We start from the raw sequence: 25,875 nt of genomic DNA, 5'->3' as shown, positions 1-25,875 counted from the left end.
CACCTTAAACGCGGCGAACATTGCCAATAACTTGAGCGACTCCCGCGCCCAAGCCTCACGCTATCAGATGGAAACCGAATCGGCTTATGTGCCGTCTTCCTCTTGGAAAGGGCGCATGGCAGGGGCTTTATACAATTTAACGCCCAAATGGTTGGCTTCTACCAATTTTGCGCAAGCGTTGGCTAAACGCCGCGGTACAGATGTTTCTTATACTTATCACCAAGTGGCGTATAACCCCAAAACGGGCGAAGTGAAAGACCTGGAGCCCGAAGAAGATGCGCCTAAAGGAAGCAAACTGTACACGATTGCCCAAAACTACAACTTTGTTTCCACGCAAGCGCAGTATCAAAACCCGCAAGCGGCGGAAAAGAAATCCAACACTATCGCGGATTTCATCTTAAAACAGCTGAATCCTTCCCGCGCGGATTTAATTTGGATTATGGCCAGTGCCGCCAGCGCGGACAAAAAGATTGCGGCCCACGACCGCATTGTAAACGCCGGGTATAAAGCGCCCACGGCGGCGGAAGTATTGCGGGTCCATTCCGGCTTAGGCGTAAAAGCCACCGGGGAAATGGAATTAAGTGGCGAAGATAATATTGAAATTTCGGAAGCGATTATCCGCATGATGAACGAGCAGGAAAACCGTATGCGTATGGTGCCTGCGGAAGAACAGTTGCTTTCTATGGGTGTGACGGAAGACCAGTTGGTTGGGGTGGACAGCCAGAAATTGCAGTCCGTGCTTTATTCCGCCAATGACGTACGCGGCGTACTTACCCCCCGCACCAGCAAAACTTTCTGGGGCAACACCCGCTACCGGGATGTACTGCCGGTATATGTACGCGGTGCCGACGGGACCACGTCTGCCCAACCGCAAGTATACTTGATTTTGGGCAGTAAACAGAGCGTTGTTATCCCCAGAGGGTTCCAAATGGTATTGGACGAAATCGGGCAGTTTAAGCTCTCTCCGTCTAATATTCGCGAAATTCAACGCAGTAAAATGCCGTACCCCAAACATTTGTTCAAAGCGCAACCCAACTTTTTGGACGGTGTGCCTTTTGTGCAGAACAACCCCAAACGCTTGCGCGATTGGGAAAAGGCCGCACGCCACCGCGTGTTTGAAACGGACTTGAAAGGCTCGGAATTAAGCTCGCTGTCTTATGTGCTTTCCCGCCCGAACAGCTTTGAGCGCGTGGCCGTATTGCCGCTCAAACAGTCCGACCAGTTTGAAAACTTAATGCAAGTGGTGGCCTTGGTGGCCGGGGCGGACTTGGGTGCTTCGTTAAGCAGCCAGTTCAAAAAGATGTTCTCCTCGGACGTAATGATTGTACTGATGAGCGGATTTGGGTATATTTCCCCCTTGGTGGTAAACATCCTTAAACCGTTAATCAATAAGTACGGGTTCTATAATATGATTAGAGCGGGCCTGTACACCATGGCGGCTATTTCCGCCGTGGGCGTGGCCGACGGGATGTATTTTAACTTTGATGCGGCCAAAACCTCGCTGGCTATTCCGCTGTTGTTTATGGCTACGGCTATTATTACCGCCAGCTTGTTTAGCACCTTGGCTAGCCCGGTATTAAAAAATGCGTATTCGGATTCTACGGTATTTTCTTCCAAGAATATGGCATTTACCACCACCAAAGGGTTATCGCGCTTACTGGTGACGATTATCCCCGCGTTGGTTATTTCCGTATGCAGAAACTTTGATGTCCTGCCTGCGGACATGGCAAAGCCGAACTGGTCCATGTTGGTACCTGTTATGGGGGCACTGTCTTTAGCCGGTATTTGGATGTTGCGCAACAGCCGCTTACATTCCGAACATGTGGCCGCCAAACAAGAGGCCAACAAGGCTAAAGCGCAAGCCAAAGCGCAACCGCACGAGCAAGTTTCCAAAGCGGAAGCCAAAGCCCAAAAAGCGGCGGCTAAACGCGCGGACAAATTGGCTAAAAAACAACAAAAAGCAAAATATCAAAAGGAATTTAAGGAACCGTTGTATCCTATTACCAGCCGTTTGGGTAAAATTTATGAAGCCTATGCGCCTATCAACTCCGTAGCTATCGGCGTAATGGCAGGTATGTTGTACGAACCGGATACGGCGTTAGCTATCAGCGCGAGCGGGTTGTTTATCAGCTGGTTGGTACGCAAAATGGCGGACCGCCTGATTAAACAAAAAGTAATTACGGACGACCAATTAACGGGTCTTTCCCTGCCGCTCATGGCCACCGGTATCGGGCTGTTTATGACTAGCCCCTTCGGCTCGGTAGGTATGTTGACCTCTTGGCTCTTAATGTACTTGGCAACGCCTACGTTCGGTGTATCCGAAAATACGCGTATGATGAACCATGTGGCGTCCTATTATAAGAAAGAGCGCGAAAACGTGCGCAATAACGAAGCGTTATCGGCCGAAGAAAAAGAGGCCCAAATGAAACAGTTAAAGAGTGACGAAGCCGCTATGAAAATGGAAGCCGCCGCCGCTTATAACCGCTTCAACGCCAAAGGGTTCTTTACGATTGCCAGTATCGCCGCGTTGTTCCTGCTGTTCAAGGAAACCGCCGCGGCCGACCAATTAGGCCAATACGCCGACCAAGTGGCCGACATCTTGCGCCAGTTTGGTGCGGACCCGAGCGCCGAAGAAATTAAAAAAGGTGCGCCGATTGACTTGTCCATCTACCGCTTGGCGGCTGTGGTGCCGTTCTTAATCTCCTGTGTATTGTTAGCGCAAAACAGCGGAATGATTAAAGAAGGTTTCAGCCGGTTGGCTAAATCGGGCGTATTGACCCAGGAAGATATTGATAAGAACGACAACATCTTGGAACGCTTGAAATTCAAACCGGACCAAGTAAAGAGCAATATGGAAGCGCTTTCCAAAGAAGTGGAAGAAGTGGCCAAATCCGTACAGGGTTATGCGCGTGCGAGAACCTCGGAAGAAAAACTGCAAAGCGTAATGAACCGTATGGTTTGGACGAACAACCGCTTGAAAGCCGTATTGGATAATACCGCCGTAGATGTGGGTATGGTATCGGAAGAATTGCAATCTTTCCGCCAGTCTGTGGCTACCTTCCGCGCCATGCTCAAACGCAACGACGTTTCGGATGCCTTGCGCCGGGAAGCGGACCAGTTGTTTGCCTCTACCTCCGGCATTATGGTATCTTCCGATAACCAAATGCGGCAGTTTATCCAAGGCTTAAAACTGCAGGCGGGCAACATTAAAGACCCCAGCTACTTAACGCTGGTGGACCAAATGGAAGCCTATATGCACCAGGGTGATTTAGCCCGCTTGGAAAACGCCCTCGGTGCGGTAAAAGATATGATGACGGCCAGCCGTATTTCCACGGCAAAGGTAAACCAAGTAGCCAAAGACGGCGCGGCAATTGTAAAAGTTATGAAGCTCAAAACCGCCACCGTCAACTCGGCAACGCTTAAATACCTGCCGGAAGTGAAACTTTCCCTGTGGGATAGTATGCGCAAAGCCTTTGGCGGAGACCCTGCCCGCGGCGTATTTACCGGCTCTGACGTGCGTGCGTATGAAAGCGCTAAAGCGATTGAGCGCGAATTGGAAACCTTGATGAAAGAAATGAAAGACAAAAAGTATTACGACGGTATGCGCAAGGACTTCCAAACCTATTACGCCCAAGCGTTAAAAGACCTGAAGAAATACGCCAAAGTAAACGGCAAAAAAGGTCAGCCGATTACCGAAAAACGTATTGACGAATTGAAAGCCAAAATGGATGCCTTGTACGAAGACTTTATGCGGGAAACCCCGCCGGCCGAAAAACAATCGGTTAAGGCATCCTCCGGCAAGACGGAAAAGACCGACCCCAAAAAGGGCAACAGCCAGTGGCCGTTGGATAATCTGACCCGCCGCAACTCCATGTTGTTGGATTATCCCGCCCATTAAGCTGTAAAGTGGTTTGATTTTACCCCGGCACCCCAAGTGCCGGGGTTTTTTATTGTGGGAATAAAACGGTTAGGATATACAACTTCATATCCCGAGCGCCGGAGTTTTTATTTATAGGCTCCCCCCCTAAAAATCCGCCCAATAAAAACGGTAAGGATATTGCGCCCGGTTTATTTATGGGTAAATTTCCCGGCAAAGGATAGGCAGGCACGCAAGAACAGGATAGGACAAAAAGTTTATTTATAGGTAAATTTCCCCAAAATCCGGCCTAAAACGCCGTTTTGGCGCAAAAATACATACACGTTGTTAGAAAACAAAAAAACGCCTAGCAGGCGTTTGGGCATAATAAAAAGCCCCGGGGACATACTCCGGGGCCATTTATACAAATACAAGTGCTTTTGCAAACGGTTTGGCGCGGCTACGGCCGGGGCGCTACCATCAAGCGCTTTTTCCTTTCAAATAAGCGGATAGCCGCCGCCACAAAAATAAGCCCAATCCCGGGCCCCATTTGGCTGTTAGCATCTAAGAAAACAAGGAACAAAAGGCGCCGATTACCAACACCAACATTCCGGCCGCGGCCGGCAATAACGCCCCTAATAAGCTCCACAAAAAATTCATTTTTCCTGTTGTTTTTTGTTGGCCAAAAAATGCTGATACATAAAGGAAAGCGCAATCAACACCACGGCAACCCCTAACAAAATAAGCACCCGTACCCCTAAAGGCAGTTGCCAGACATCATACAAGAACAATTTACAAACCGCCGCACCGATTAACACTAAGCCGCAACGGTTGAGCCACACGCTCTTTTGGCGCAGGGCCACGCACAGGCAAATCCCGCCGCACAACAGCCACGCCACGGTGTAGGCGGTAGCCTCGGCAAAGGAGCCTAAAATATTCCAAGAAATACGGGTGCCGGTGGAGTAGGCGACGGCAATTTCCAAATTGACTAGCGCAAACAAAATCAGCCCGCCCAACGCCCGCAACCAACTGATATTGATTTTTTGCGCCTTATCGGGCCACCCTTGCGCCGCCAAAAATGCCGTGGCCGCACAAGTGGGGTAAATATACAAAAACCAATTAAAAATGCTTTTGGGCATACTGTATTCCAGTACGGCCGGATTAAGCACCAGGCGCACCGTAGCCACCGTTAAAATCCACTTGCCGAAAGCGGACAAAACCGGCACGCGGAGCCATTTTTGAAGCCATACCAACGCACACCCTTCCAAGGCTAAAGCGGTCGTCAGGCCGGCTTTTTCAAACTGTTGGGTGAGGGCAATACTGAACATAATTACCGTGGTTGCGGCAAACCAGGCCAGGCGCTCGCTATACGCCGGTTCTTCGCGTTCTTTCCAAGTGTACGCATAGGCCGTCAGGGCGGCATACGCCACCGCAAAAATACAGGCAACCAGCCCGTTTGGCAGGTTTAACCCAAAAGCAAGCACCAGGAACGCCCAAAACCCGGCCACCGCCGCAACGCCCCACGCCAAACGGTTGCTTAAAAAATCCCGCTTGCGCACAAAAGGAACCGCCACAAAACAGGCATTGGCCAACACCACCCAAACCCACGGGGCCGTGTAATTTTCCGACACAAACAACATATTAAAAGCCATACAAATAAAGGCAACAAGAAGCACGGAGCCGCTTTTTAACAACGCGCCGCCCACCGCATACAAGGCGCAGAAAAAGAATACCGCCGCCATGAATACAGAGGACTGGCTTGGGGAAGACGCGATGCCTAGCCCAAACATAAAAATCCCCGTCAACACCGCAGAGAGGATAACCTGGTGTTTCCATTTATGCCAATACGCGGCGGCCAGTGCGGCCGTATTGATAATGCCCAAATAAACCAGTAAAAACGGCAGTTCGCCCAGCGTTTTGTGCATGAGTAGCGGCACTAAAAAAGCGGCTATTTGAGCCAAAACGCCCATATACGCGGTTTTTTTCCATACGGCGGTGGCAAAGGCCAAGAGGGCCGTTAAAGTCATAAAACCGAACGCGCAGTACATCCCCATAATGTGATAAAACGCATACCCCGCAAACCAGGCCGCCCAAAACACACACGCGCCGCACGCCGTTAAAGTGTGGGCGGTGGTGGCATAGGCTTCTTTTTTAATGCACAGGCCGCTAATCCACGCCGCCGCGCCCACCAGCAGTAAACCTACAAAGCGCAACGTGGGCGATAAAAAGCCGTGGTCCAAAGAGTATTTCACGCCGAAAATGGCCGCCAGTAAAAAGGCAAATCCCCCCACCCAAGAAAGCAGTTTAACGGGCGAAAAGGGTGTTGCGGCGGGCGCGTTCCCGGCCGCGTTGGATTTTGGCGCAGGCGGCAGAGGTTTGGGCGCTTGAGCAACCGCCGCCGCACAAGTTTGCGGGGCCGCCGCTTGCGGGGCAGAGGCAGGCTGAACAGGTTGCGCAGATAGTACAGGCGCCGCCGGAGCGGGTGCCGCTTTTTCCGGCGCAAGTGAGGACGGAGCGGGGGCCGGGGCCGCTTGCATGGCAGGAGCAGGCATTACAGGCGCCGCCGGGGCGTTCACTGCGGGTTTAACGGACGGCGCTTGCTGTTCCAAGCGTTTTTCCAGCCGTTCCACCCGCCAACGCAAAGAGGCAATTTTTTCTTGCGTGGCAATCAACCAAAAAATCAACCCGGCAACCGCAATTACTAATAAAAACATATCCGCTCCTTTACAACCAAATATCTAACAGTATAGCAAAAAAGGGGCTTGCAAAAATGCAAACCCCTTTTTAGCGTTAAAACTGCTTGTTAGATGGCCACCACATAGAGCAAGTTGGTAGTACCTTTTTGTGCAAAAGGAATACCGGCAGTCACTACAATGTTATCACCCGGATGGGCCAATTTTTGCGCCAAGACGGCCTTTTTGGCTTCGATGGCAATATCATCAAAATTGCGCAAGTTTTCAACCAAAATAGGCGTGACACCCCAAACCACAGCCATTTGGCGGGCGGTGGTGATGTTCGGCGTTAAGGACAAAATAGGCAAGCCGCCGTTTCTCTGTTGGGAAGCGCGCAAGGTGGTGGAGCCGGAATCCGTAAACGTGACGATTACGTTAGCGGTATCCATATTGGTAGCAACCACGCCGGCGGCCGCAGTGATGGCACCTTCTTTGGTGGTGTCGTTGCGGCGTTCCAACAAGGAAAGCCCTTTGCGGTAGCGGTGGTCGTTTTCCACGGTTTCAATAATGCGGCGCATGGTGGTGACGGCTTCAACCGGGTGGTCGCCCTGGGCGGTTTCGGCGGAGAGCATTACCGCGTCCACACCGTCATAAACGGCGGTGGCAACGTCGGAGGCTTCAGCGCGGGTGGGCATAATGTTGTGAACCATAGATTCCAACATTTGGGTAGCCACGATAACCGGTTTGCCCGCTTTGCGGCAGCCGGAAACAATCTTCTTTTGCAAAACCGGCACCAATTCCGGGCTGGTTTCCACACCCAGGTCACCGCGGGCGACCATAATTACGTCGGTCAGGTCAATAATTTCGCGCAAGTGTTCAATGGCGGAGGGTTTTTCAATTTTGGCGATAATGTGGGCTTTGGATTTCATCAGGCTGCGCAATTCAATTAAGTCCTGCGGTTCCTGTACGAAAGACAAACCGATAAAGTCCGCGCCTAACATTTCGGCAATTTTCAAATCTTCTTTATCTTTGGCGGTCAACGCGGAAAGCGGCAATTTTACGCCGGGCACGTTTACGCCTTTTTTGTTGGAAAGTTCGCCACCCGCAATCACGGTGCAGTCGGCCGTATCGGCGGTGCAGGCATCTACACGCAAGCGCACTACGCCGTCGTTCAGGAGCAGTTCCAAGCCGGGTTTCATAGCGGCAAAAATTTCTTTATGGGGCAAGCATACGCGGGTTTGGTCGCCGGGTTCCGGGTTCATATCCAAGCGGAATTTATCCCCTTCGGCCAGTTTAATGCGGTAGTCTTTGAAGGTACCCACGCGGAGTTTCGGGCCCTGCAAGTCAAACAGAATACCCAAAGTGCAGTTATATTTTTTTTCCATCTTGCGGATGTTGGTCACTCTTTCCTGATATTCAGGCAAGGAGCCGTGGCTGCAGTTGCAGCGGAACACGGACACACCCGCTTGTACCAACGCGTCAATAGATTTTTCATCGCTGGTGTCGGGACCGATGGTCGCGACAATTTTGCAAAAGTCTGTATTTTTAGGCATAATCTTAATATTCTTCCTTAATTAACATCTAGAGTAAGGGTATTAGGTTTTTCCCTTCCGTATATATTTTATTATTTTTGGAGCGTCTTGTCACTCTGCAACCTCAAAAATTGCGGTGCTTGCCCCAAATTAACTACAATATACAGGCGGATAATTCCGCCCAAAGCTGCAAATTTATTATAGGAGAACACATGTTAAAATTTGTAAAATATGCCGTTTTGCCCCTTATTGTGGCGGCGGCAGTGCCTGCTTTTGCCCAAAAAGTGGGCGTGAGCGGCTGGCAAGTGGAGCTAAAAAAACTGGCCTTAAATGCCACGTCTACCGAGGTCCGCTACGCCAAAGAATACCAGGGTTTCCCGGATGCCCGCCTGACGGCGGATTCCCAAACCAGTTTAACGGGCACGTTCCACGGGTTAGCCGATTATTATTCCCAAAATTGGCTCTGGTCCAACACGTTGCTGATGGATTACGGCCGCACGCGCATCCGCCCCGTGGACGGAGAAAACCTGACGAACGAAAATGCCGACCGCATTTTGTTCACCACCGGCTACACGCAACGCCTTTGGCACGCCAACGATTTTTTGGGCGGGTTTGAAGCCGGCCCGTTTGCCAACATCGGCTACGAGACCGAATTTACCAAATTAGCCAATTCCCCCCGCCGCAAAATTTACCGCGGTATGTTGGGTGCCAAACTTTTTGACGGCAACTACTTAAAAGCCTTGTATGCGGCGGTAGTGGGCGAATCGAACCAGACGTATAATCCGTCTTCGGAAAAGTTGGCCTGGGAAGCAGGCCTGCGGTTGGAAGCCCCCATGCGTGAGGGCGTAAAAGCGCAATTTTCCGCCCTGTTCCGCGATTACTTACACGAATCCCGCCGCCAAGCGACCGATTTGGATTACGAATTTGAGCTGGACGCGCGCGTAGAAGTGCAGATGTTCAAAGAAGTATACATTGCCCCGTTTGTCAATTATTACACGGCCCAAGGCAAATATATGGGCCCCCGCGGGGAAAATGTGTATGTGGGCGTGGCGTTGTCTTTCAGCCATATTTTTAAGCAAGCCAAAGTAAAATCTTTGGTTTCCAAGGCGGATTTAGATAAACCGGCCGTCAAATAAAAACCGCATTTTGTCAAAAACCCCTGCCGTAAAAAGCAGGGTTTTTTTTGATTACAAATAGGGCGGCGTTCCACGCCACACGCCCGGAAATAAAAAACGGCGGAGCTTTTACACTCCGCCTATCTTGTACCCTTAGCGAACAAGCCCGGGTTTTTATAATACCGGGCGAGTCCGCTTAAATTTTTTAGCGGGAAAATCCGCCGAAAGCCCCACCGTCAAATACAGACACCCACTGCTTGTTGCTTCTTACTTGGCCTTTTTGGGCTTTAATCAAAATTTCCACTAAACTTTCCAGGCCGTATTCCCCATACACATACACGTTGCGGATGCGGTTGGCGGGAATGTCCTGATACCCGTGATAGATTGTTTTGGTGGAGTTAAGGTCCGCGTCTTCCCAGTATTCCAAACCGGGTATATCGCGGTCCACTTCAAACACAACACCAATGCCGTTGGGGTGGTTCCCGGACGATTGGAAAATATAGCTCATGGCTTCCCCGGTGGAGGTGGAAAAACTAATAATTTGTTTGCCGTCTTTGGCCCCGGTAGACCAAGTATTCATTTTGGTTAAAAAACCGGTTTTTAAGGTAGAAGCCAACTCGTCCACCGTCATATAAATACCGCGGTACATGCGCCCGGATTTATCCGCCTGATAAGTAGGTTTAGACAAATACGGGTAAATCCGGCGCAAGTAATATCCTTCCAAAAAGGCATCCGTCAGCGCATAGCCTTTAATAATCTCCTCTTTAATATCCGCTTTCTGCAACATATACTGGGCCAACCCCGTATTGATACGGCGGGTTTCTTTGGATAACCGCCCCGCAGGAGCCAGCTGGATATCCTTGTTAGCAATAGCCACATCCAAAGAATTCATTTGCTTGCGCAAAGCCGCATAAGAGGTAGCGGTAAAAATGGGTTCATCCCCGAATAACTGGGCACGCAGGAGTCCGTCCATCTGTTTTTCGCGCTCTTGGGGAGAAAGCGTGCTGGTGTGCATTTTTTTGCGGGCTTGCAAGGCGCGTTCTTCCATTACTTGCCCCGCTTTTCTGGCGGCAAATTGGGTTCCTTTGTTGGCAGAGGATTTCGCTACGGCTTTTTTAGCGGTAGCCTTGGCCGCCATTTTTTTGGCGGTGGCTTGCGTCGCTTTTTTAGCGGTAGCCTGGGTGGCTTTTTTAGCAACCCCTTTAACAGCCGCGCCGGAACCGCGCAAAGCCTGTTGTTTTACAGCGCTTTGCACTCTTTGTTCCACTTGCTTGATGATTTGCTTTTTGCTTTGCGCACTCACCAAGCCAGGCAGTACCAGCAGTGCCAAAAGGCTAATTAATATTTTTTTCATTTTCTTTTTCCTGTCCTGATTAAGATATGTAAAATTCATTTACTTATAATATTTTATGTATTTGTCGTCGGAAATTCAAAAATAAAAAGTCCTATGTAAAAATTTTACATAGGACTTTTTGAAATGCACTCCGACGGAGAATTAATTTATCTGATACACAACCCCCACTTGCGCACGCACAGAAACTAGGCCCACAGCCAACGTGTTTTGCGCGCCCGAATCGGCCGCAAAAAGGTTCTGTTTGGCGTTTGCAAAGGTGCTAAAAGAGGCATTTTCTTCTTCCACCGTAAGCACTTTGCCCAGCTTTACGCCGGCTTCCTGCGCCAAAATTTCGGCTTTTTCGCGCGCTTTTTGAACGGCTTGGCGCAACGCATTTTGGCGGTATTTAGCCTCTTGGGAAGAATAAAACTCCACATTTTCTATTTGGTTAGCTCCGTTTTGCAGTAAACCGTATAAAATTTTATCGTACTGGGTTAAATCTTCCAGCGTGACGGACAAAGTTTGGTTCAAACGGTAGAGCGTTTGGGTTTGCTTGGGCGAATACTCCCCGGGATATTGCGGAAAGACGGATACATTTTGCGTTTGCAAGTTTTTCTCTTTGATGTTCCATTGGCGGCAAAACTGCAAAATTTGCGCCGTGGTTTTCTGCAACGCTTCGGCCCCTTGTTTTAAGTTGGCGTTTTGGGCCGATACGCCGACGGTAATGGTGACCCGGTTGGGCGGCACTTGCACCTCGGCCGCGGCTTGCACGCGCAACGTGCGCGCCTGCGCGCCGAACACACACGGAGCCGCCAATAAAACGGCGGCAAAAACAGCAAAATATTTTTTCATAAAAACCCCCTCTTGTTTTTTGTATTGTAGCAAATTCTGCGTAAAATAAAAGCCGGAAAATATGTTTCGTTTTTACCTATTTTACCATAGCAAAATCCCGCTTACAGACAAAAAAGGCGAGCCCTTGCGGGCCCGCCTTTATGCGGCTAAATCAACTTATTTGTTGACGGAAGCCATGTGGGCAATGAGGTCCAACACTTTGTTGGAGTAGCCGATTTCGTTATCGTACCAAGAAACTACTTTAACGAAAGTATCGGTCAACGCAATGCCGGCTTTGGCGTCAAAAATAGAGGTCAACGGGCAGCCCAAGAAGTCGGAAGACACAACGGCTTCGTCGGTGTAGCCCAAAATACCTTTCAATTCGCCTTCGGAGGCATCTTTCATGGCTTTGCAAATTTCCGCATAGGTGGCGGGTTTAGCCAAGTTTACGGTCAAGTCCACGACGGACACGTCCAAGGTGGGTACGCGCATAGACATACCGGTCAATTTACCGTTAAGTTCCGGAATTACCTTACCCACGGCTTTAGCAGCACCGGTGGAGGAAGGAATAATGTTGCCGGAAGCGGCACGGCCGCCTCTCCAGTCTTTCATAGACGGGCCGTCAACCGTTTTTTGGGTGGCGGTGGTGGAGTGTACGGTGGTCATCAAACCTTCTTTAATACCAAACTTGTCGTTCAAAACTTTGGCGATAGGAGCCAAGCAGTTGGTGGTGCAAGAAGCGTTAGACACAAATTGGGTGCCTTTAACGTAGGTTTTTTCGTTCACGCCAACGACGAACATCGGGGTAGCGTCTTTGGACGGAGCAGACATAACCACATATTTAGCACCGGCTTTAATGTGAGCCTGCGCTTTTTCTTGAGTCAAGAACAAACCGGTGGATTCTACCACATATTCGGCGCCCACTTTATCCCAGGCCAATTCTTCCGGGTTTTTGCAAGCGGTGACGCGGATTTTTTTGCCGTTTACGATAAGCTGGCTGTTTGCAACGTCCGCTTCCACGGTGCCGTTGAATTTACCGTGCATGGTATCGTATTTGAGCATATAAGCCAAATAATCAACCGGGCACAAATCGTTAATACCGACGATTTCAATATCATTGCGTTCTTGGGCCGCGCGGAACACGAAACGGCCGATACGGCCAAAACCGTTAATACCTACTTTAATCATAGTTATTACTATCCTCCATAGATTTTTTACTTCTGTATATATAATACTATTTTTTTTAGCAGGAATAAAAGCAACTTTTTTAGGTTAGGCTTTTTCCCCGGTGGCGCCGGGCGTGTTTTCCCACGCGTGCGCCCCGCGCACCTCCGGCACCAGCGCCGGGTTAAACTGCGGGTTTTGGATGCCTTTGGCTTTTTGGGCGCGGTAATCGGCCAGTACGGCGCACACTTGTTTACGCAACATTAAAATTGCCGTAATGTTAAGCAGTGCCATAAGAGTCATAAACAAATCGGCCAAATTCCACACCAGTTTCAGCTGGGCGACGGAGCCCAAAAACACCATGCCCGCAACCAGTGTTCTAAACAAAACCATTACGCGGCGGCTGTGCGTTAAATACTGCACGTTGGCCTGCCCGTAATAATAGTTGCCGATAATAGAGGTAAACGCGAATAGCAGCACACTGGCGGATATAAACCCGTTGCTAAACGCGCCGCCCAAAGTTTGCCCCAAGGCCTGCTGGGTAAGCGTAATGCCTTCCCCCGCTAGGGCCGTATAATCGGCAGACAACACAATTAGCGCCGTGCAACTGCAAATTACCAGCGTATCCACAAACACGCTAAACGCCTGCACATAGCCTTGGCGCACCGGGTGGGAGATGTTGGCCGTAGCCGCCGCATTGGGAGCGGAGCCCATACCGGCTTCGTTGGAAAACAACCCGCGGCGTGCGCCCGTCATCACCGTTGCGCCCAAGGTTCCCCCCGCCACATTCTGCCAAGAGAACGCATCCGTAAAAATAAGTTGGAAAATGGCCGGGATTTTTTCAAAATTACACGCAAGCACTACTAACGTGACGGCTATATAACCCAGTGCAAAAACAGGGACAATCACCGCAGAAAATTTTGCCACGCGGCGCAAACCGCCAAAAATAATGGCACACGTCAAAAAGGCCAGCACGCCTCCGGTGACGGCCGGGGAAACCTGAAAAGAGGCTTGCAAAGATTGCGCAATCGTGTTAGCCTGTACGGAGTTAAACACAAACGCAAACGTAAGCGTAATAATGACGGAAAACGTCACGCCCATCCACGGTTTACCCAAAGCGTCTTTCATATAAAACGCCGGGCCGCCGATAAAATGCGCGCCTTTTTTTACTTTATACACTTGCGCCAGGGTGCTTTCCGCGAATGCGGAAGCCGCGCCGATAACGGCAATCAGCCACATCCAAAAAATAGCGCCCGGGCCGCCAACCGTAATGGCAATAGCCACCCCGGCGATATTGCCGGTCCCCACGCGCGAGGCCGTACTGATAGCAAATGCCTGGAAAGACGAAATATTCCCTTTTTGCTTGGAATATCCTGCCCGTTCTGTAATCAGTTTCCAAAATTCTTTGGGGCGGGCGAACTGCACGCCGCGCAAGGCCAGTGTAAAGTACGTTCCGCAAAAGACCAGTGCGGCCATCAAAACATATCCTAAAAAACGGTCGTTAATTAAGGATATGTACTCAATTAATTTCTCTGTCATGTATACTCCTTATTTTATTTGCGGGTACAAGATAAAATAGGCTTGTGTTTCTAAAAAACACATTCTGCAAGTATACATAATTTGAAAGCACCGTGTGTTATTTTTTTGCGGAAAAATAATTTTTAATGCCTGTTTTCAAGCGGGCGAAAGAAAAATCTTTCAGCAAATACGCCAGTAAAACCCCCGCCGCCAGCGGGCGCAAAAACGTGCCCGCATTAAGCACTAAATCGTACATAAGGGAATGATAAAAAGAATAAGTCCAAAAATTCATAGGGATTAGCAACACCGCCAAACACACGGTAATAAACACGCTTTGTTTGGGCGGCATGGGCGGCGCGTTCAAAAAGAACAGCACCGGCAAAATTAAATGGATAAGCGTGTAATCGTGCGATACAAACGGGAAAAATACTTCCGCCAACGTCAGCAGTAAAAGGGCTTTCCAAAAGGCGGGCCGTACAAACACCACATGTGCGCTGATAAAGGCAAACAGCCCGAGCATAGCCACGGCATAACCGGGCGCCACCAACCGGGAGAAAGCGACCGTAGCCTGCCACGAGTCCGGCAAGCCGTTTTGCGTGGGCAAAAAGACAGGCAGGCGCAGTAAATTAAAAAACGTGTGGGAAAATTCCAACCCAAAGGGCAAAAATTGTTGCCAGTCGGAAAAAGTTTGCACGTTTCTTTGAAAGGAGAGCCAATCAAAATGGGCGGCCCAACTGCACAACGCCCCTATTAGTACGCATAAAACCAACCATTTTGCCAACGCCTTGTATTGTTTATCCCGTATGAAAAGCACCATAAAAACCGCCGGATGCGGTTTCATATTTACCGCCAATGCTAGCCAAAAGGCGGCCCAGTTCATCCGCCCGCGCCAAAAACTGATAACAAACCCCGCGCAGGCCATAAACACAAACCCTTCCAAATTGGCCCTATCCGCCAAAAACCACAAAGGGAAACTCCCCACCGCCAACAACACCGTCCACCCGGCTTTATGCGGCAGTTGCGGCAAGCCTTTGTAAACAATGCTTACATAAAAAGCCACCCACAGGCTGACAAAAACCGCGCATAAAATACGCTCCGGCCCCTGCGATACCGCCCGCATAAAACCCATTAAAAGCGGGAAATAATTTAATCCGGCCGTATGGCCTCTGGCCAAAATGAGTGTTTCATATAAATCCGTAAACCGGTAGCGCGGGTCAAACAAAAAAGTAGTGTACGGATAGTATTGCCAATGGAGTATCAGCCCCAAAGCGCACACGGCCAGCGCTATTAAAAAGCCCGCCGCCAAAATAAGGCCCAAAAACATCACGCGCCGCTGGGGTTGGGTTTGCAAGGCCCAGCGTTCTTTCACGCGGGAAAGCAGGCTGTTTTCCACCGTGCGGAACGAAAAATTTTTAAGCCCCAAAAAACTGCATAAAACCGTCAGCGCGGTCAGGAGCGCGCCCCCCGCATAAGGCGCATAGGTTTTATAAGCTAACGGCAACAGCGCGCGGAGTGTTTCCACCAGTAGCGGCAAAACCGCCAGGCCGATAAGCGCCGCCGCGCCGTACACCATCCAACATTTGATGTATTCTTGCCAATAATGCCCCTTGGTTTTGAAAACAAAAAATTTGTATAAAAAGAACGCCTGCGTAATGGCAATAAAGTTGGAAAGCACATTCGCCCACATATAGGCAAATTTCAGTTTACCGTCCAGCCCCCACACCAACGCCGCATACAGGCCGTAGCCGAATAATGTATTCCACACCCCCACCAAGGCATACGCGCCCAGTTGCCGGCCCGGGAACAGGCTTTTTAGGCGGTTAATGAGTTTGTTTAACATATTCTTTCTGCCAGGCCAGTTGGCGAGAAATGCCTTCATCCAACGGGGTAAATGCAAAGTTTTTTACTTCCGCCAATAACCGCGCGTTGGAGGCGGTATATTCTTTATTGAGCCCCGGTTTGGCTATTTGGATACCGCGCGTATGGCCGGTTAAGCGGGCCACCGTTTTTGCCAAAGCAGACAGCGCCACCGGGCGGCCGGAAACCACGTTATAATCGTGGTATTGCGGCGTATTTTCTATAAACCACGCAATCAGGCGGGCCAGGTCGTCCACATACAAATAATCAAACAGGCAATCTTGCCGGATAGTAATAGGCGTATCGGCTAGTGCGCAGTCTATGGCGTCCCGGATAAATTTGGTTTTGGCGTCCGTCGGCCCATAACAGCCGAAAATGCGCAAGTTGTAAATGTTTTGGCTTTGGCGGGCCAGTTGGTTGAGCGTATATTTAGCAAGCCCGTACGGGTCCGCCGGAATATACTGCCCGATTTCTTCTTCCCGCACCAAGTGAATGTCGCGGCGCTTATCGTACTCCGCGCCGGAACCGATATATAAAATTTTGCCAAAATGCGCCTGAGAGGCGGTTAAATTAAAAAACGCCTGCAACGTCAAAGCTAGCGTATTTTCCGGCTTATCTTGCGGATTATGGAGCGGAGAATTAAGCGCACAATGCAGTAAAACATCAAACTGTTTTCCGGCCAAATAAGCGCGTACGGAAGCCAAATCGTTTACATTTAATTCCGCGCGGGAAGGTGCAAAAAATTCATATAAATCCCCCAGTACGCGCAACACACTGCGGCCGATAAACCCGGTTTCGCCGGTTAATAGTACGCGGGGCTTCATGGCAAGGCTCCGGCAAAGCGGTGCAACAGGGCCACGGTTTTGGTGAGTTCCTTTTCCCCCAACCGCGGGAACGTGCCCACCCAAAAAGTGTGGTTCATAATAAATTCCGTATTGGGGAGCAAGGCAAAATCATGCTCGGTTAATTGGTTGGAATACTTTAGTTTTTCCCCCGCTATACGCACCGGATAGGCGTTGTCCGTCATCAGCGGCTGGCGCAAAAGGTTGCCCGCAAATAATTGGCGCGTGCCCACGCCGTTTTGTTCCAAATACTCCACCAGTTGTTGTTTGGTAAAGGGGGCGCCTTCCCGTACCGAAAGCAAAAACCCGAACCAAGACGGCTCCACCCCTGCGGCGGTTTGCGGCAAAATAAACCAAGGGGCCAAATCCGCCAGTTTTTCCGCCAGGAACGCGGCATTTTGGCGCCGTTTAGCCAAAAAAGCAGGCAATTTTTTAAGTTGGCTGACCCCTAACGCGGCTTGAAAATCGGTAATTTTCAAATTATATCCGGCATGGGAATAAGTATATTTATGGTCATAGCCGAAGGGCAATTTGCCCAGTTGGCGGCTAAAACGGTTTTTGCACGTGTTATCCACCCCCGGCTTGCACCAACAATCCCGTCCCCAATCGCGCAAGGATAAAATAATGCGGTATAGTAGCGGGTCCCGCGTGGCCACGGCGCCGCCCTCGCCCATGGTAATATGGTGGGCCGGATAAAAACTAAACGTGCCGATATGCCCCAATGTGCCCGCTTTTTGGCCGTTCCAAGTGGCGCCCAGTGCGTCGCAGGAGTCCTCAATCAGCCAAAGATTATGTTTTTTGCAAAACGCCAAAACGGCGGGCATATCAAACATATTGCCCAACGTGTGCGCCAGAAAAACGGCTTTGGTTTTGGCGGATAATGCGCGCTCCAGCTGGGCCACATCTAAATTATATGTCCCCACATTTACATCCGCAAATACCGGGATTAAGCCGTTTTGCAAAATGGGGTTTACCGTGGTGGGAAATCCAGCCGCTACGGTAATTACTTCGTCCCCGGGGTGCAATCGTTTTTCCCCCAGTTTGGGCGACGTCAGCGCCGTAAGCGCCAGCAAATTGGCCGACGAGCCGGAATTGGTAGTAGCCACAAAAGGCACGCCCAAATAAGCGGCTAAATCTTCCTCAAACTTATCATTAAAACGCCCGGCGGTAAGCCACATATCCAAACAGGCATCCACCAGCATTTCCAAGTCTTCTTCGTCCAAACATTTGCCCGAAGCAGGAATGTAAGTTAAATCTTTCGGCTGGGCGTGGACTGCCTGAAAGTACGCCCGCGCGGCATTTTTAACGGCTTGTCTTAATTCTTTTTCCATGGTAAACACTCTTGAAATTGTTGGATTTGCCGGGCGGTAAAGTTTTTTACCTCTTTACCGGCGGTATAAAATTGTTTGTACCACGCCACCGTTTCCCGCACGGCCTCGGCGGCTAAGTAAACCGGGCTCCACCCCAGTTGTTCGTGGGCTTTGGTGCTGTCTAGCGTAAGCAGGGCGGCCTCGTGCGGGCCGTTATCCGGCTGAATTTTTACGCTTCCGCTCCCATAACACGCTACCGCTAAACGCGCCATTTCTTCTACCGTAAGCGGGTGGCGGTTATCCGGCCCAAAGTTAAACGCCTGGGCAAATTTTTGGCCTTGCGTAAGGAGTTTTTCCCCCAGTAAAAGGTAGCCGCCCAAAGGCTCTAACACAAACTGCCAGGGGCGAAGTGCGTGCGGACTGCGCAGTACAATCGGCGCGCCCGCGGCTAATGCGCGCATACAATCGGGCAGTAAACGGTCTTGGGCCCAATCCCCGCCGCCAATGACGTTTCCGGCGCGGGCGGTGGCTAATGCAAAGCTATTCTGCAAAAAACTGCGGCGGTACGAGGCGGATAAAATTTCCGAACACGCTTTAGAGGACGAATACATATCGTACCCGCCCAATGGGTCTGTTTCCCGGTAGGCGCGGTGCGTTTCCGTATTTTCATAACATTTATCGGTCGTCACGTTCACTACCGCCCGCACGGACGGCGTTTGTCGGGCCGCCTCCAACACGTTAAGCGTACCCATTACATTTACCGCGTACGTTTGAACAGGCTGCGTATAGGAAAGCCGCACCAAAGGCTGGGCCGCCAAATGAAAGACTATATCCGGCTCAAACGCCTTAAAAACGGCTTGCAAGCGGGGATAATCCAAAATATCGCCCAGTTCGTGGCGGGTGAGTTGCGGGGCCAAATCCAACACCTCAAACAAAGCGGGCTTGGTATTAGGCGGCAAGGCATAGCCGCACACTTGCGCCCCCTGCATAAGGAGCCACTGCGCAAGCCACGAGCCCTTAAAACCCGTGTGGCCTGTAATTAAAACGCGCAAAGAACGGTAGGAAAAATCCGCCACGGGCTACTCCCAAATCTTCCACGGTGCGTTTTGCGCGCACCAAAGCGCGGTCAAATCGTTCTTATCGCGCAAGGTGTCCATCGGGCGCCAAAAACCGGTGTGTTTATAGGCGTGCAGTTGCCCGCTTTGGGCCAAACTGTTTAAGGGGCCTTGTTCAAAAATAACATTATCTCCGTCGGGGATAGCGTCAAACACTTCCGGTTGGCACACAAAAAAGCCGCCGTTAATCCAAGCGCCGTCCCCCAACGGTTTTTCGGTAAAGGTGGAAATGTTATCCTGTCCGTCCAGTTGAACGGCCCCAAAGCGGCCCAGCGGCTTTACGGCCGTCATGGTAACGGTTTTTCCGGCCGCGCGGTGGCAATCCAGTAAAGCGGGGATGTTAATATCGGCCACGCCGTCCCCATAAGTAAGCATAAACGGCTGGTTGCCTACATATTGGCGGGCTTTTTTAATGCGCGCGCCTGTTTGGGCCGTTTGGCCGGTATATAACAGGGTGACGGTCCACGGTTCGTGGCGGGTTTTATGCACCTCAACGCTATTGTGTACCATATCCACGGTAATATCGGAATAGCGTTGGTAATAATTGACGAAATAATCTTTAATAATCTGGGATTTGTAGCCGGTCAGAATGACAAAATCGTTAAATCCGTAAGCGGAGTAAATCTTCATAATATGCCACAAAACCGGGTAGCCGCCGATTTCCACCATGGGTTTGGGTTTTAAGTCTGTTTCTTCCCCCAGGCGGGTACCCAAGCCGCCGGCTAAAATTAAAACTTTCATGGTTTGCTGATTCATATATTTTCCGTCCTGCGCCGAGATATACTATATTTTACTGTTTTTGAACGGCAAGTCAAACCGAATATATAATAAAAATCCCCGGCACTGGTTAAACAGCAGCCGGGGGAAAGCGGACCGGGGCGCTATCAGCCCCAGCACGGAAAGCGGATAATAAACCATGGGTTTATCATAAACAGGAATAAGCTGTTTAGATACGCCGAGCGTTGCCGGCAACAAGCGGTTGCCTGTTCCTCCGGCCCAAAATAATACCTTTCATTTTTCCTCCGCCAAGAGCAAATAATTTTTATTATTTTAACATATTTGGGCAACAACCCCGCGTTATTCCCCTTTTCGGCCTACCGCCACCGCCAAAACGCGCCGTGCTTAACCAAGCGCTTTACACGCGCGGGCGAGCAAGCAAGCGGTACAAGCCATACCCCAACAGGGCGCCCAACGTGTTATTAATAAGGTCGTCCGTTTCAAACACGCCGCGCCGGGTAAGCGCCTGTAAAACTTCCACCAAAAGCGACAGTAAAAACCCGCCCAAAACGGCACTTTTCCACCCCTTTTTAGGCCATAAAAGCGGCCACAAAAACCCCAGCGGCATAAAAAACACAATGTTGAGCCACTCGTCTTGTAATGGTGCCCCCTGGAAAATGCGAAACACATTCTGCCGCGTGCTGAACACCGCCCGGCAGACCGGGGCGGAGCTGTTTTCCCAAAGGCACTGCCCGGCTTGGCGGTACACCTCAAACGGCTCCAGCTTCCACACGCGCACCACCTTGGGGGTGCGGCACAACAGGGCCAAATAAGCCACACTGCCTAAATAGAGCACCCCCCACACCCGCCAATACCACGCGCGGGCCTTGGCGGGCAAACAAACGCCGCCCGCCCAAATGCCCCACAAACTGCCTATAATAAATAGGGTAAACAGCAAGGTAATCCACATAGTCCTTATTGTACTATTTTATGGCTTTATTACCTAAAAACTTCCAGCATCCGCCAAATACGGTATTGGTAAAATATCACTTGAACCGCCATAAAAATCACTAAAAAGCTTATTTCCGACCATAACACACGCTTGCGGAATTTTTTGGGGCTGAACCCATACACCGCCGCACCTATTAATATCATTACAAACAAACCAATCCAGTATTCCATATTATTCTCCTTGCCCGGTTGGGCGGATTATAGGATAGCATAAAGTGGCGACAACCCCCTGTCGCGTTTTTTTATTTTTAAGAGGAACGGCTTGTTCTTCTGCCAGAATTGCTATAATAGATAAGTAAATTATTTATAAAGAGGAAAAAATGTTCGCAAATTTCAACCCGTGGCACCATGTTTCGCCCGGCGATAAAGATTCTTTACCTTACGTTGTAAACGGAATTATTGAAATTCCCAAAGGCACCCGCGCGAAGTACGAGCTGGACAAAGCCAGCGGCCTGTTGCGCTTGGACCGCGTTTTGTATTCGTCTGTGTACTATCCGGCCAACTATGGCTTTATTCCGCGCACCTACGGGGCCGACAAAGACCCCTTGGATATTTTAATTTTATCCCAGGCCGAAGTTGTGCCTATGTGCATTGTTCCGGCGCGCATTATCGGCGTTATGCGCATGTTGGATAACGGCGAGGCAGACGATAAAATTATCGGCGTGGCCCAGGGCGACCCGAACGTAAGCCACTATACGGATGTTTCCCAGTTGCCGGAACATTTGATTTCGGAAACCATGAGCTTTTTTGAAGACTATAAAAAGCTGGAAAATAAAACCGTGGTGGTGGAAAAGATTTTTGACAAGCAAACGGCTATCAAAATTTTGAAAGAAGCCTTTATTGCGTACGAGGAAAAGTTTGTCACTTACAGCAACTTTGCCCGCACGCTGGATAAACAAGAAAAATAGGTTTCCGGTTTTTTTAATTCCCCGGCTCCGGCCGGGGTTTTTTATGGTTTCCCGGCCCGCGGCCCTTGTTTTTACGGCCTTATGGCCCCCTTTTTTATTACAAAATGCCTCTTAAAAAGGTAAAATAAAAGTATGTCTATTTCCCATACACTCCCCCGCCATATTGCTATTATTATGGACGGAAACGGCCGTTGGGCCAAACAAAAAAATTTGCCGCGCTCGGCCGGGCATAACGCCGGGGCCAAAGCGGTGGAGCGCACCATCCGCGCCGCCGAAAAACTGGGAATAGAATTTTTAACCTTTTACGCCTTTTCTACCGAAAACTGGTCCCGCCCGCAAGAGGAAATCAACGGGCTGATGAACCTGCTGGAAAAAACGCTGGATAAATATATGCGCGAAGCCAAAACCAACAATTTGCGCATTTTAATCAGCGGGCGGCGCGAGCCTCTGCCTCCCCATTTACTGGCTAAAATAGACCAACTCACCGCCGAAACCGCCCACAAAACCGGCTTAACGGTGGTACTGGCCCTCAATTATGGCTCGCGCGCGGAACTGTTGGACGCGGTGCAAAAACTGGTGCAAGACGGCATTAAAAACCCCACACAGGCCGATTTACAGGCCCGCCTGTATCAGCCCGCCGTGCCGGACCCGGAACTGCTTATCCGCACGTCCGGCGAAAAACGCCTTTCCAACTTTTTGTTATGGCAATGCGCCTATACGGAATTTTACTTTACCGATACCCTCTGGCCGGATTTTTCCGAAAAAGACCTTTCCGCCGCGGTGGAAGATTTTTCCCGCCGCACCCGCCGTTTTGGAGGGTTATAATATGGATAGTGTCACCCGCGCCCGCACGGAAGAACTCCTGCGCCGCTTAACGCGCCACGCCACCCCCGCTTGTAAAAAACGCCAAGCCGCCAAACAGGGCCTTTCCGCCCCGCAGGCAGACGGCGCACCCTTAACGCTTATCCGCCAACTGGTTAAAGGGCTCCCCCGGCCGGACCAAGAGTTAGCCAACGCTTTATGGCAAACAGGAACCCACGGGGCGCGCCAACTGGCGGTTTTACTGGCCGACCCCGCCGCCATGACTCCCCCCCAGCTGTGCCGTTGGGCCGAAACCCTGGAAACCGAAGACGTATGCGATTTATGCGCCGCGGAGCTGTTCAGCAAGACAAAAAACCCGCTTAAACTGGCCGCGCGTTGGGTAAAACACCCGCGGGAAATGACCCGCCGGGCCGGGTTTGGCGTTGTGTGTGCGCTAGCCGCCCCACGCGCCAAAACCGCACAGGCGGATTTATTAAAAGCGTTTGCGCTCCTCAAAAACGGCGCGGCGGACCCGTCCCCTTTTGTTTATAAAACCGTCAACAAAGCCTTAAAAATGTTGGGCAAAAAAAATGCGGCCTTACAGGCCCGCGCCCTGGATTGTGCCGACGAAATTATCTATTTATTTGAAACCAACCACACCGCACGCTGGGTAGCGCAAAACGCGCGTATCAGCCTGCAAAAAACAGAAAAAAACCATGTCCGTTGAAATAAGAGCCGCCACCCCGGCGGACATCCCCGCCATTTTAACCTTGGCGGCCGAAGCCAAAGCCTTATTAAAAGCCAGAAACATCAACCAATGGCAAGACGACTACCCGCAACAGGAACTTTTTGAGCAAGACCTGCGCGCCGGAGCCGGGTTTGCGGTTTGCCACGCCGGGCAAGTGGCCGGATATTTTGCGGTCTTATTGACCGAAGACCCCAACTATCACTATATAGAAAACGGCGCCTGGCACACGCAAGCGCCGTATGCCACCTTACACCGTTTGATGTTAAATGCCGCCTTGCGCGGGAGCGGCGCGGTGGAAAGTATCTTTCAATTTTGGCTCCACCGGGCGCAAGCGGCCCACTGCCGCGCGTTGCGGGGTGACACCCACCCGGACAACCGCTCCATGCAATATTTTTTTGTGCGCCGCGGCTTTAAGCGTTGCGGGGTGATTTACGTTCACGGCGGTCAAAACCGGGATGCCTTTGAAAAACCCTTGTAAAATTTGCGATTTCCTGCCTGTACCACCCGCCCAATTATGCTAAAATAATAGTATGCTATTACCCAGAATTATCACTGCCATTATTGGCTTATGCGTTATACTCCCCGCCATTCACTACGGCGGCGTGTTTTATATGGTGTTGGTTGCGGGCATTATTGCCCTGTGCTTGTATGAATACGGTTTGGTGCTTACCGCCGGGAAAAAACCGGTCCACCGTTTCAGCCTGCTTTTCTTTGGGATGTTAATGGCCGTGGCCGCCGTATTGGGGCGCACCCATTTTAACGGTTTGGAACTGCCCGATAACCTCTATCCGTTAGCCATGAGCGTTATTATCTTTGGCATTTTGTTTGTAGAAATTTTAACCCCCCATCGCTCTTGGGACCGCGTTTGCAACACGTTTACAGGGGTATTTTTAATTCCGTGGGCCTTGGCGCATTTAATCAACATCCGTGATATTGCCAACTGCGGGGAATATTTAACCTATTTTATGTTTATTACCGTGTGGGTGAGCGATACAGGCGCCTACTTTACCGGCCGTTTGCTCGGGCGCACGAAACTAAATGTGGAAGTAAGCCCTAAAAAAACGTGGGAAGGCTCCATTGGCGGCACCCTGCTCGCCGTCGGCGCGGCGGTAATTATGCAAAAAACTTTACTGCCGGAATTTATCAAAACCGTACAGCCGGCTATTTGGCTGGGGCTTTTGGTGGCGGTTATCGGCCAAGTGTCCGACCTGGCGGAATCCGTCTTAAAACGCTCCACCGGGGTAAAGGATTCTTCCAATTTATTGCCCGGCCACGGGGGTTTTTTGGACCGCTTTGACTCGTACCTGTTGCTTGCCCCTGTATTCTACTATACGGTGTTGTATCTGTTATGAAAAACATTGTCATTTTAGGCTCCACCGGCTCTATCGGTACGTCTTCCCTCTCGGCCATTAGCCACCTGGGGGAAGATTACCGCGTTATTGGGCTGACCGCCAATAATAACGTGGATTTATTCCTCAAACAAGTACACGAATTTAAGCCCCGCTTTGCGGCCTTAATGAACCCGGATGCCTACGCCAAAGCTAAGGACCAAATGCCCGCCGCCACGCGCTTACTGCCGCCGGAAATGGACAGTTTTACCTTTTTAGCTTCTTTACCGTCGGCCGATTTGGTTATTAACGGGTTGGTGGGCGCGGTGGGTTTTTTGCCGCTTGTAAGCGCCATTAAAGCCGGCAAAACGATTGCCCTGGCCAATAAAGAGCCTATGGTTATGGCCGGAAAAACCCTCATGGAAGAATGTGTCCGCTGGGAGGCCGCCATTATCCCGGTGGATAGTGAGCCGTCGGCCATTTTCCAATGCTTAACCGGGGCGAACGAAACCAACTATCACCAAATGGCTGATAGTATTTCCCGCATATTTTTAACGGCTTCCGGCGGGCCGTTTGCCAAACGCAAAGCGGCACTATCTACCGTCACGCCGCAGGAAGCGCTCCAACACCCGCGTTGGAAAATGGGCAAAAAGATTACCATAGATTCCGCTACCCTGATGAATAAAGGGTTTGAATCTATTGAAATTATGAATTTATTTAATTTGCCCGAAAAAAAGGTGCAAATTGTCATTCATCCGCAATCTATCATCCATTCCGCGGTGGAGTATCAGGACGGCTCTATTTTGGCCCAAATGGGCGCGCCGGATATGCGCTTGCCTATCCAATACGCCATTACTTACCCGGAAAAAAAGCCCTCCCCGGTGCAAAAACTCAACCTGTTTGAAGTGGCCAAACTGGAATTTATGGAGCCGGATTTTGAGCGCTTCCCGTGTTTGGCCCTGGCGTTTGAGGCGGCCCGCGCGGGCGGGTTTTATCCGGCGGCATTAAGCGCGGCGGACGAAGTAGCCGTGGATGCGTTCTTAAAAGAGCAAATTAAATTTACGGATATTCCCAAAGTCATTTATACCGTACTCAAAAAAACGCCGTCTTTTACGGGCAAAGTAAATTTGGCCCAAGCGGCACAGGCAGACGAACAGGCGCACGAACTGGCCCTGGCTGTTCTGCAAGACAAAAGCTATAAAAAAGCCATTATTTAG

The 25,875-nt window shown here is 50.5% G+C and carries 21 protein-coding genes and 1 pseudogene; 8 read left to right on the top strand and 14 right to left on the bottom strand.

The window, feature by feature from the left end; translation table 11 throughout:
- Positions 1-3,898: hypothetical protein (locus ACQY18_RS00795; protein ID WP_428038476.1), on the top strand; the 3,898-nt coding region annotated here is incomplete at its 5' end.
- Positions 3,899-4,512: 614 nt separating this feature from the next.
- Here ACQY18_RS00795 and ACQY18_RS00790 read toward each other — a convergent pair.
- Both ACQY18_RS00790 and pyk read right to left on the bottom strand, forming a co-directional pair.
- Positions 4,513-6,570, bottom strand: a complete 2,058-nt coding sequence (locus tag ACQY18_RS00790) for a DUF2339 domain-containing protein (protein ID WP_428038475.1) — start codon at positions 6,568-6,570, stop codon at positions 4,513-4,515.
- A gap of 89 nt (positions 6,571-6,659) precedes the next feature.
- Positions 6,660-8,081, bottom strand: coding sequence for a pyruvate kinase (pyk, locus tag ACQY18_RS00785; RefSeq protein WP_176777945.1), 1,422 nt, complete (start codon positions 8,079-8,081; stop codon positions 6,660-6,662).
- Positions 8,082-8,272: 191 nt separating this feature from the next.
- Between pyk and ACQY18_RS00780 the strand changes: the two genes are divergently transcribed.
- On the top strand, positions 8,273-9,196 hold the full coding sequence (locus ACQY18_RS00780; RefSeq protein ID WP_428038474.1) for a hypothetical protein: 924 nt from the start codon (positions 8,273-8,275) through the stop codon (positions 9,194-9,196).
- A 184-nt stretch (positions 9,197-9,380) separates the two neighbouring features.
- Here ACQY18_RS00780 and ACQY18_RS00775 read toward each other — a convergent pair whose 3' ends face one another.
- The 12 genes and pseudogenes from ACQY18_RS00775 to ACQY18_RS00720 all read right to left on the bottom strand — a co-directional run bounded on the left by ACQY18_RS00775 (position 9,381) and on the right by ACQY18_RS00720 (position 21,044).
- The gene (locus ACQY18_RS00775; RefSeq protein WP_428038473.1) at positions 9,381-10,529 is read right to left on the bottom strand and encodes a hypothetical protein; all 1,149 of its coding nucleotides are present in this window, start codon (positions 10,527-10,529) and stop codon (positions 9,381-9,383) included.
- A gap of 141 nt (positions 10,530-10,670) precedes the next feature.
- Positions 10,671-11,360, bottom strand: a complete 690-nt coding sequence (locus ACQY18_RS00770) for an SIMPL domain-containing protein (protein WP_428038472.1) — start codon at positions 11,358-11,360, stop codon at positions 10,671-10,673.
- A 156-nt stretch (positions 11,361-11,516) separates the two neighbouring features.
- On the bottom strand, positions 11,517-12,527 hold the full coding sequence (gene gap, locus ACQY18_RS00765; RefSeq protein ID WP_428038471.1) for a type I glyceraldehyde-3-phosphate dehydrogenase: 1,011 nt from the start codon (positions 12,525-12,527) through the stop codon (positions 11,517-11,519).
- Positions 12,528-12,611: 84 nt separating this feature from the next.
- Positions 12,612-14,042, bottom strand: a complete 1,431-nt coding sequence (locus ACQY18_RS00760; RefSeq protein WP_428038470.1) for an alanine/glycine:cation symporter family protein — start codon at positions 14,040-14,042, stop codon at positions 12,612-12,614.
- Between the two features lie 97 nt (positions 14,043-14,139).
- The gene (locus tag ACQY18_RS00755; protein ID WP_428038469.1) at positions 14,140-15,861 is read right to left on the bottom strand and encodes a GtrA family protein; all 1,722 of its coding nucleotides are present in this window, start codon (positions 15,859-15,861) and stop codon (positions 14,140-14,142) included.
- Positions 15,842-16,702, bottom strand: a complete 861-nt coding sequence (locus tag ACQY18_RS00750; RefSeq protein ID WP_428038468.1) for an NAD-dependent epimerase/dehydratase family protein — start codon at positions 16,700-16,702, stop codon at positions 15,842-15,844. Before ACQY18_RS00750 ends, ACQY18_RS00755 begins: the two co-directional genes overlap by 20 nt.
- Positions 16,699-18,051 carry a lipopolysaccharide biosynthesis protein RfbH gene (gene rfbH, locus ACQY18_RS00745; RefSeq protein WP_428038467.1) on the bottom strand — a complete coding sequence of 451 codons (1,353 nt, stop codon included), beginning with the start codon at positions 18,049-18,051 and terminating at the stop codon, positions 16,699-16,701. Before rfbH ends, ACQY18_RS00750 begins: the two co-directional genes overlap by 4 nt.
- Entirely contained in the window at positions 18,036-19,106 is a 1,071-nt protein-coding gene (rfbG, locus tag ACQY18_RS00740) for a CDP-glucose 4,6-dehydratase (protein ID WP_428038466.1), read from the bottom strand. The genes rfbH and rfbG overlap by 16 nt, the downstream gene beginning before the upstream one ends.
- Before the next feature lie 3 nt (positions 19,107-19,109).
- On the bottom strand, positions 19,110-19,886 hold the full coding sequence (gene rfbF, locus ACQY18_RS00735; RefSeq protein ID WP_428038478.1) for a glucose-1-phosphate cytidylyltransferase: 777 nt from the start codon (positions 19,884-19,886) through the stop codon (positions 19,110-19,112).
- A gap of 132 nt (positions 19,887-20,018) precedes the next feature.
- A pseudogene (locus tag ACQY18_RS00730) lies at positions 20,019-20,160 on the bottom strand (sugar phosphate nucleotidyltransferase); the annotation flags it as partial.
- A gap of 120 nt (positions 20,161-20,280) precedes the next feature.
- Entirely contained in the window at positions 20,281-20,832 is a 552-nt protein-coding gene (locus ACQY18_RS00725) for a VanZ family protein (protein WP_428038465.1), read from the bottom strand.
- A 29-nt stretch (positions 20,833-20,861) separates the two neighbouring features.
- Entirely contained in the window at positions 20,862-21,044 is a 183-nt protein-coding gene (locus tag ACQY18_RS00720; protein WP_428038464.1) for a hypothetical protein, read from the bottom strand.
- 149 nt (positions 21,045-21,193) lie between these two features.
- Here ACQY18_RS00720 and ACQY18_RS00715 point away from each other — a divergent pair, with 149 nt between their 5' ends.
- The 6 genes from ACQY18_RS00715 (at position 21,194) to dxr (ending at position 25,875) form a co-directional block, all read left to right on the top strand.
- Positions 21,194-21,781, top strand: coding sequence for an inorganic diphosphatase (locus tag ACQY18_RS00715; protein WP_428038463.1), 588 nt, complete (start codon positions 21,194-21,196; stop codon positions 21,779-21,781).
- Positions 21,782-21,919: 138 nt separating this feature from the next.
- Positions 21,920-22,606, top strand: a complete 687-nt coding sequence (gene uppS, locus ACQY18_RS00710) for a polyprenyl diphosphate synthase (protein ID WP_428038477.1) — start codon at positions 21,920-21,922, stop codon at positions 22,604-22,606.
- A 1-nt stretch (position 22,607) separates the two neighbouring features.
- Entirely contained in the window at positions 22,608-23,309 is a 702-nt protein-coding gene (locus ACQY18_RS00705) for a DNA alkylation repair protein (RefSeq protein WP_428038462.1), read from the top strand.
- Positions 23,299-23,808, top strand: a complete 510-nt coding sequence (locus ACQY18_RS00700; protein ID WP_428038461.1) for a GNAT family N-acetyltransferase — start codon at positions 23,299-23,301, stop codon at positions 23,806-23,808. Before ACQY18_RS00705 ends, ACQY18_RS00700 begins: the two co-directional genes overlap by 11 nt.
- 52 nt (positions 23,809-23,860) lie before the next feature.
- Positions 23,861-24,682, top strand: a complete 822-nt coding sequence (locus tag ACQY18_RS00695) for a phosphatidate cytidylyltransferase (protein ID WP_176777928.1) — start codon at positions 23,861-23,863, stop codon at positions 24,680-24,682.
- Positions 24,679-25,875 carry a 1-deoxy-D-xylulose-5-phosphate reductoisomerase gene (gene dxr, locus ACQY18_RS00690; protein WP_428038460.1) on the top strand — a complete coding sequence of 399 codons (1,197 nt, stop codon included), beginning with the start codon at positions 24,679-24,681 and terminating at the stop codon, positions 25,873-25,875. The genes ACQY18_RS00695 and dxr overlap by 4 nt, the downstream gene beginning before the upstream one ends.

The sequence above is a fragment of the Candidatus Avelusimicrobium faecicola genome, assembly GCA_900540405.1.
GTDB lineage: Bacteria > Elusimicrobiota > Elusimicrobia > Elusimicrobiales > Elusimicrobiaceae > Avelusimicrobium > Avelusimicrobium faecicola.
This window is presented reverse-complemented; position numbering and strand designations above follow the sequence as displayed.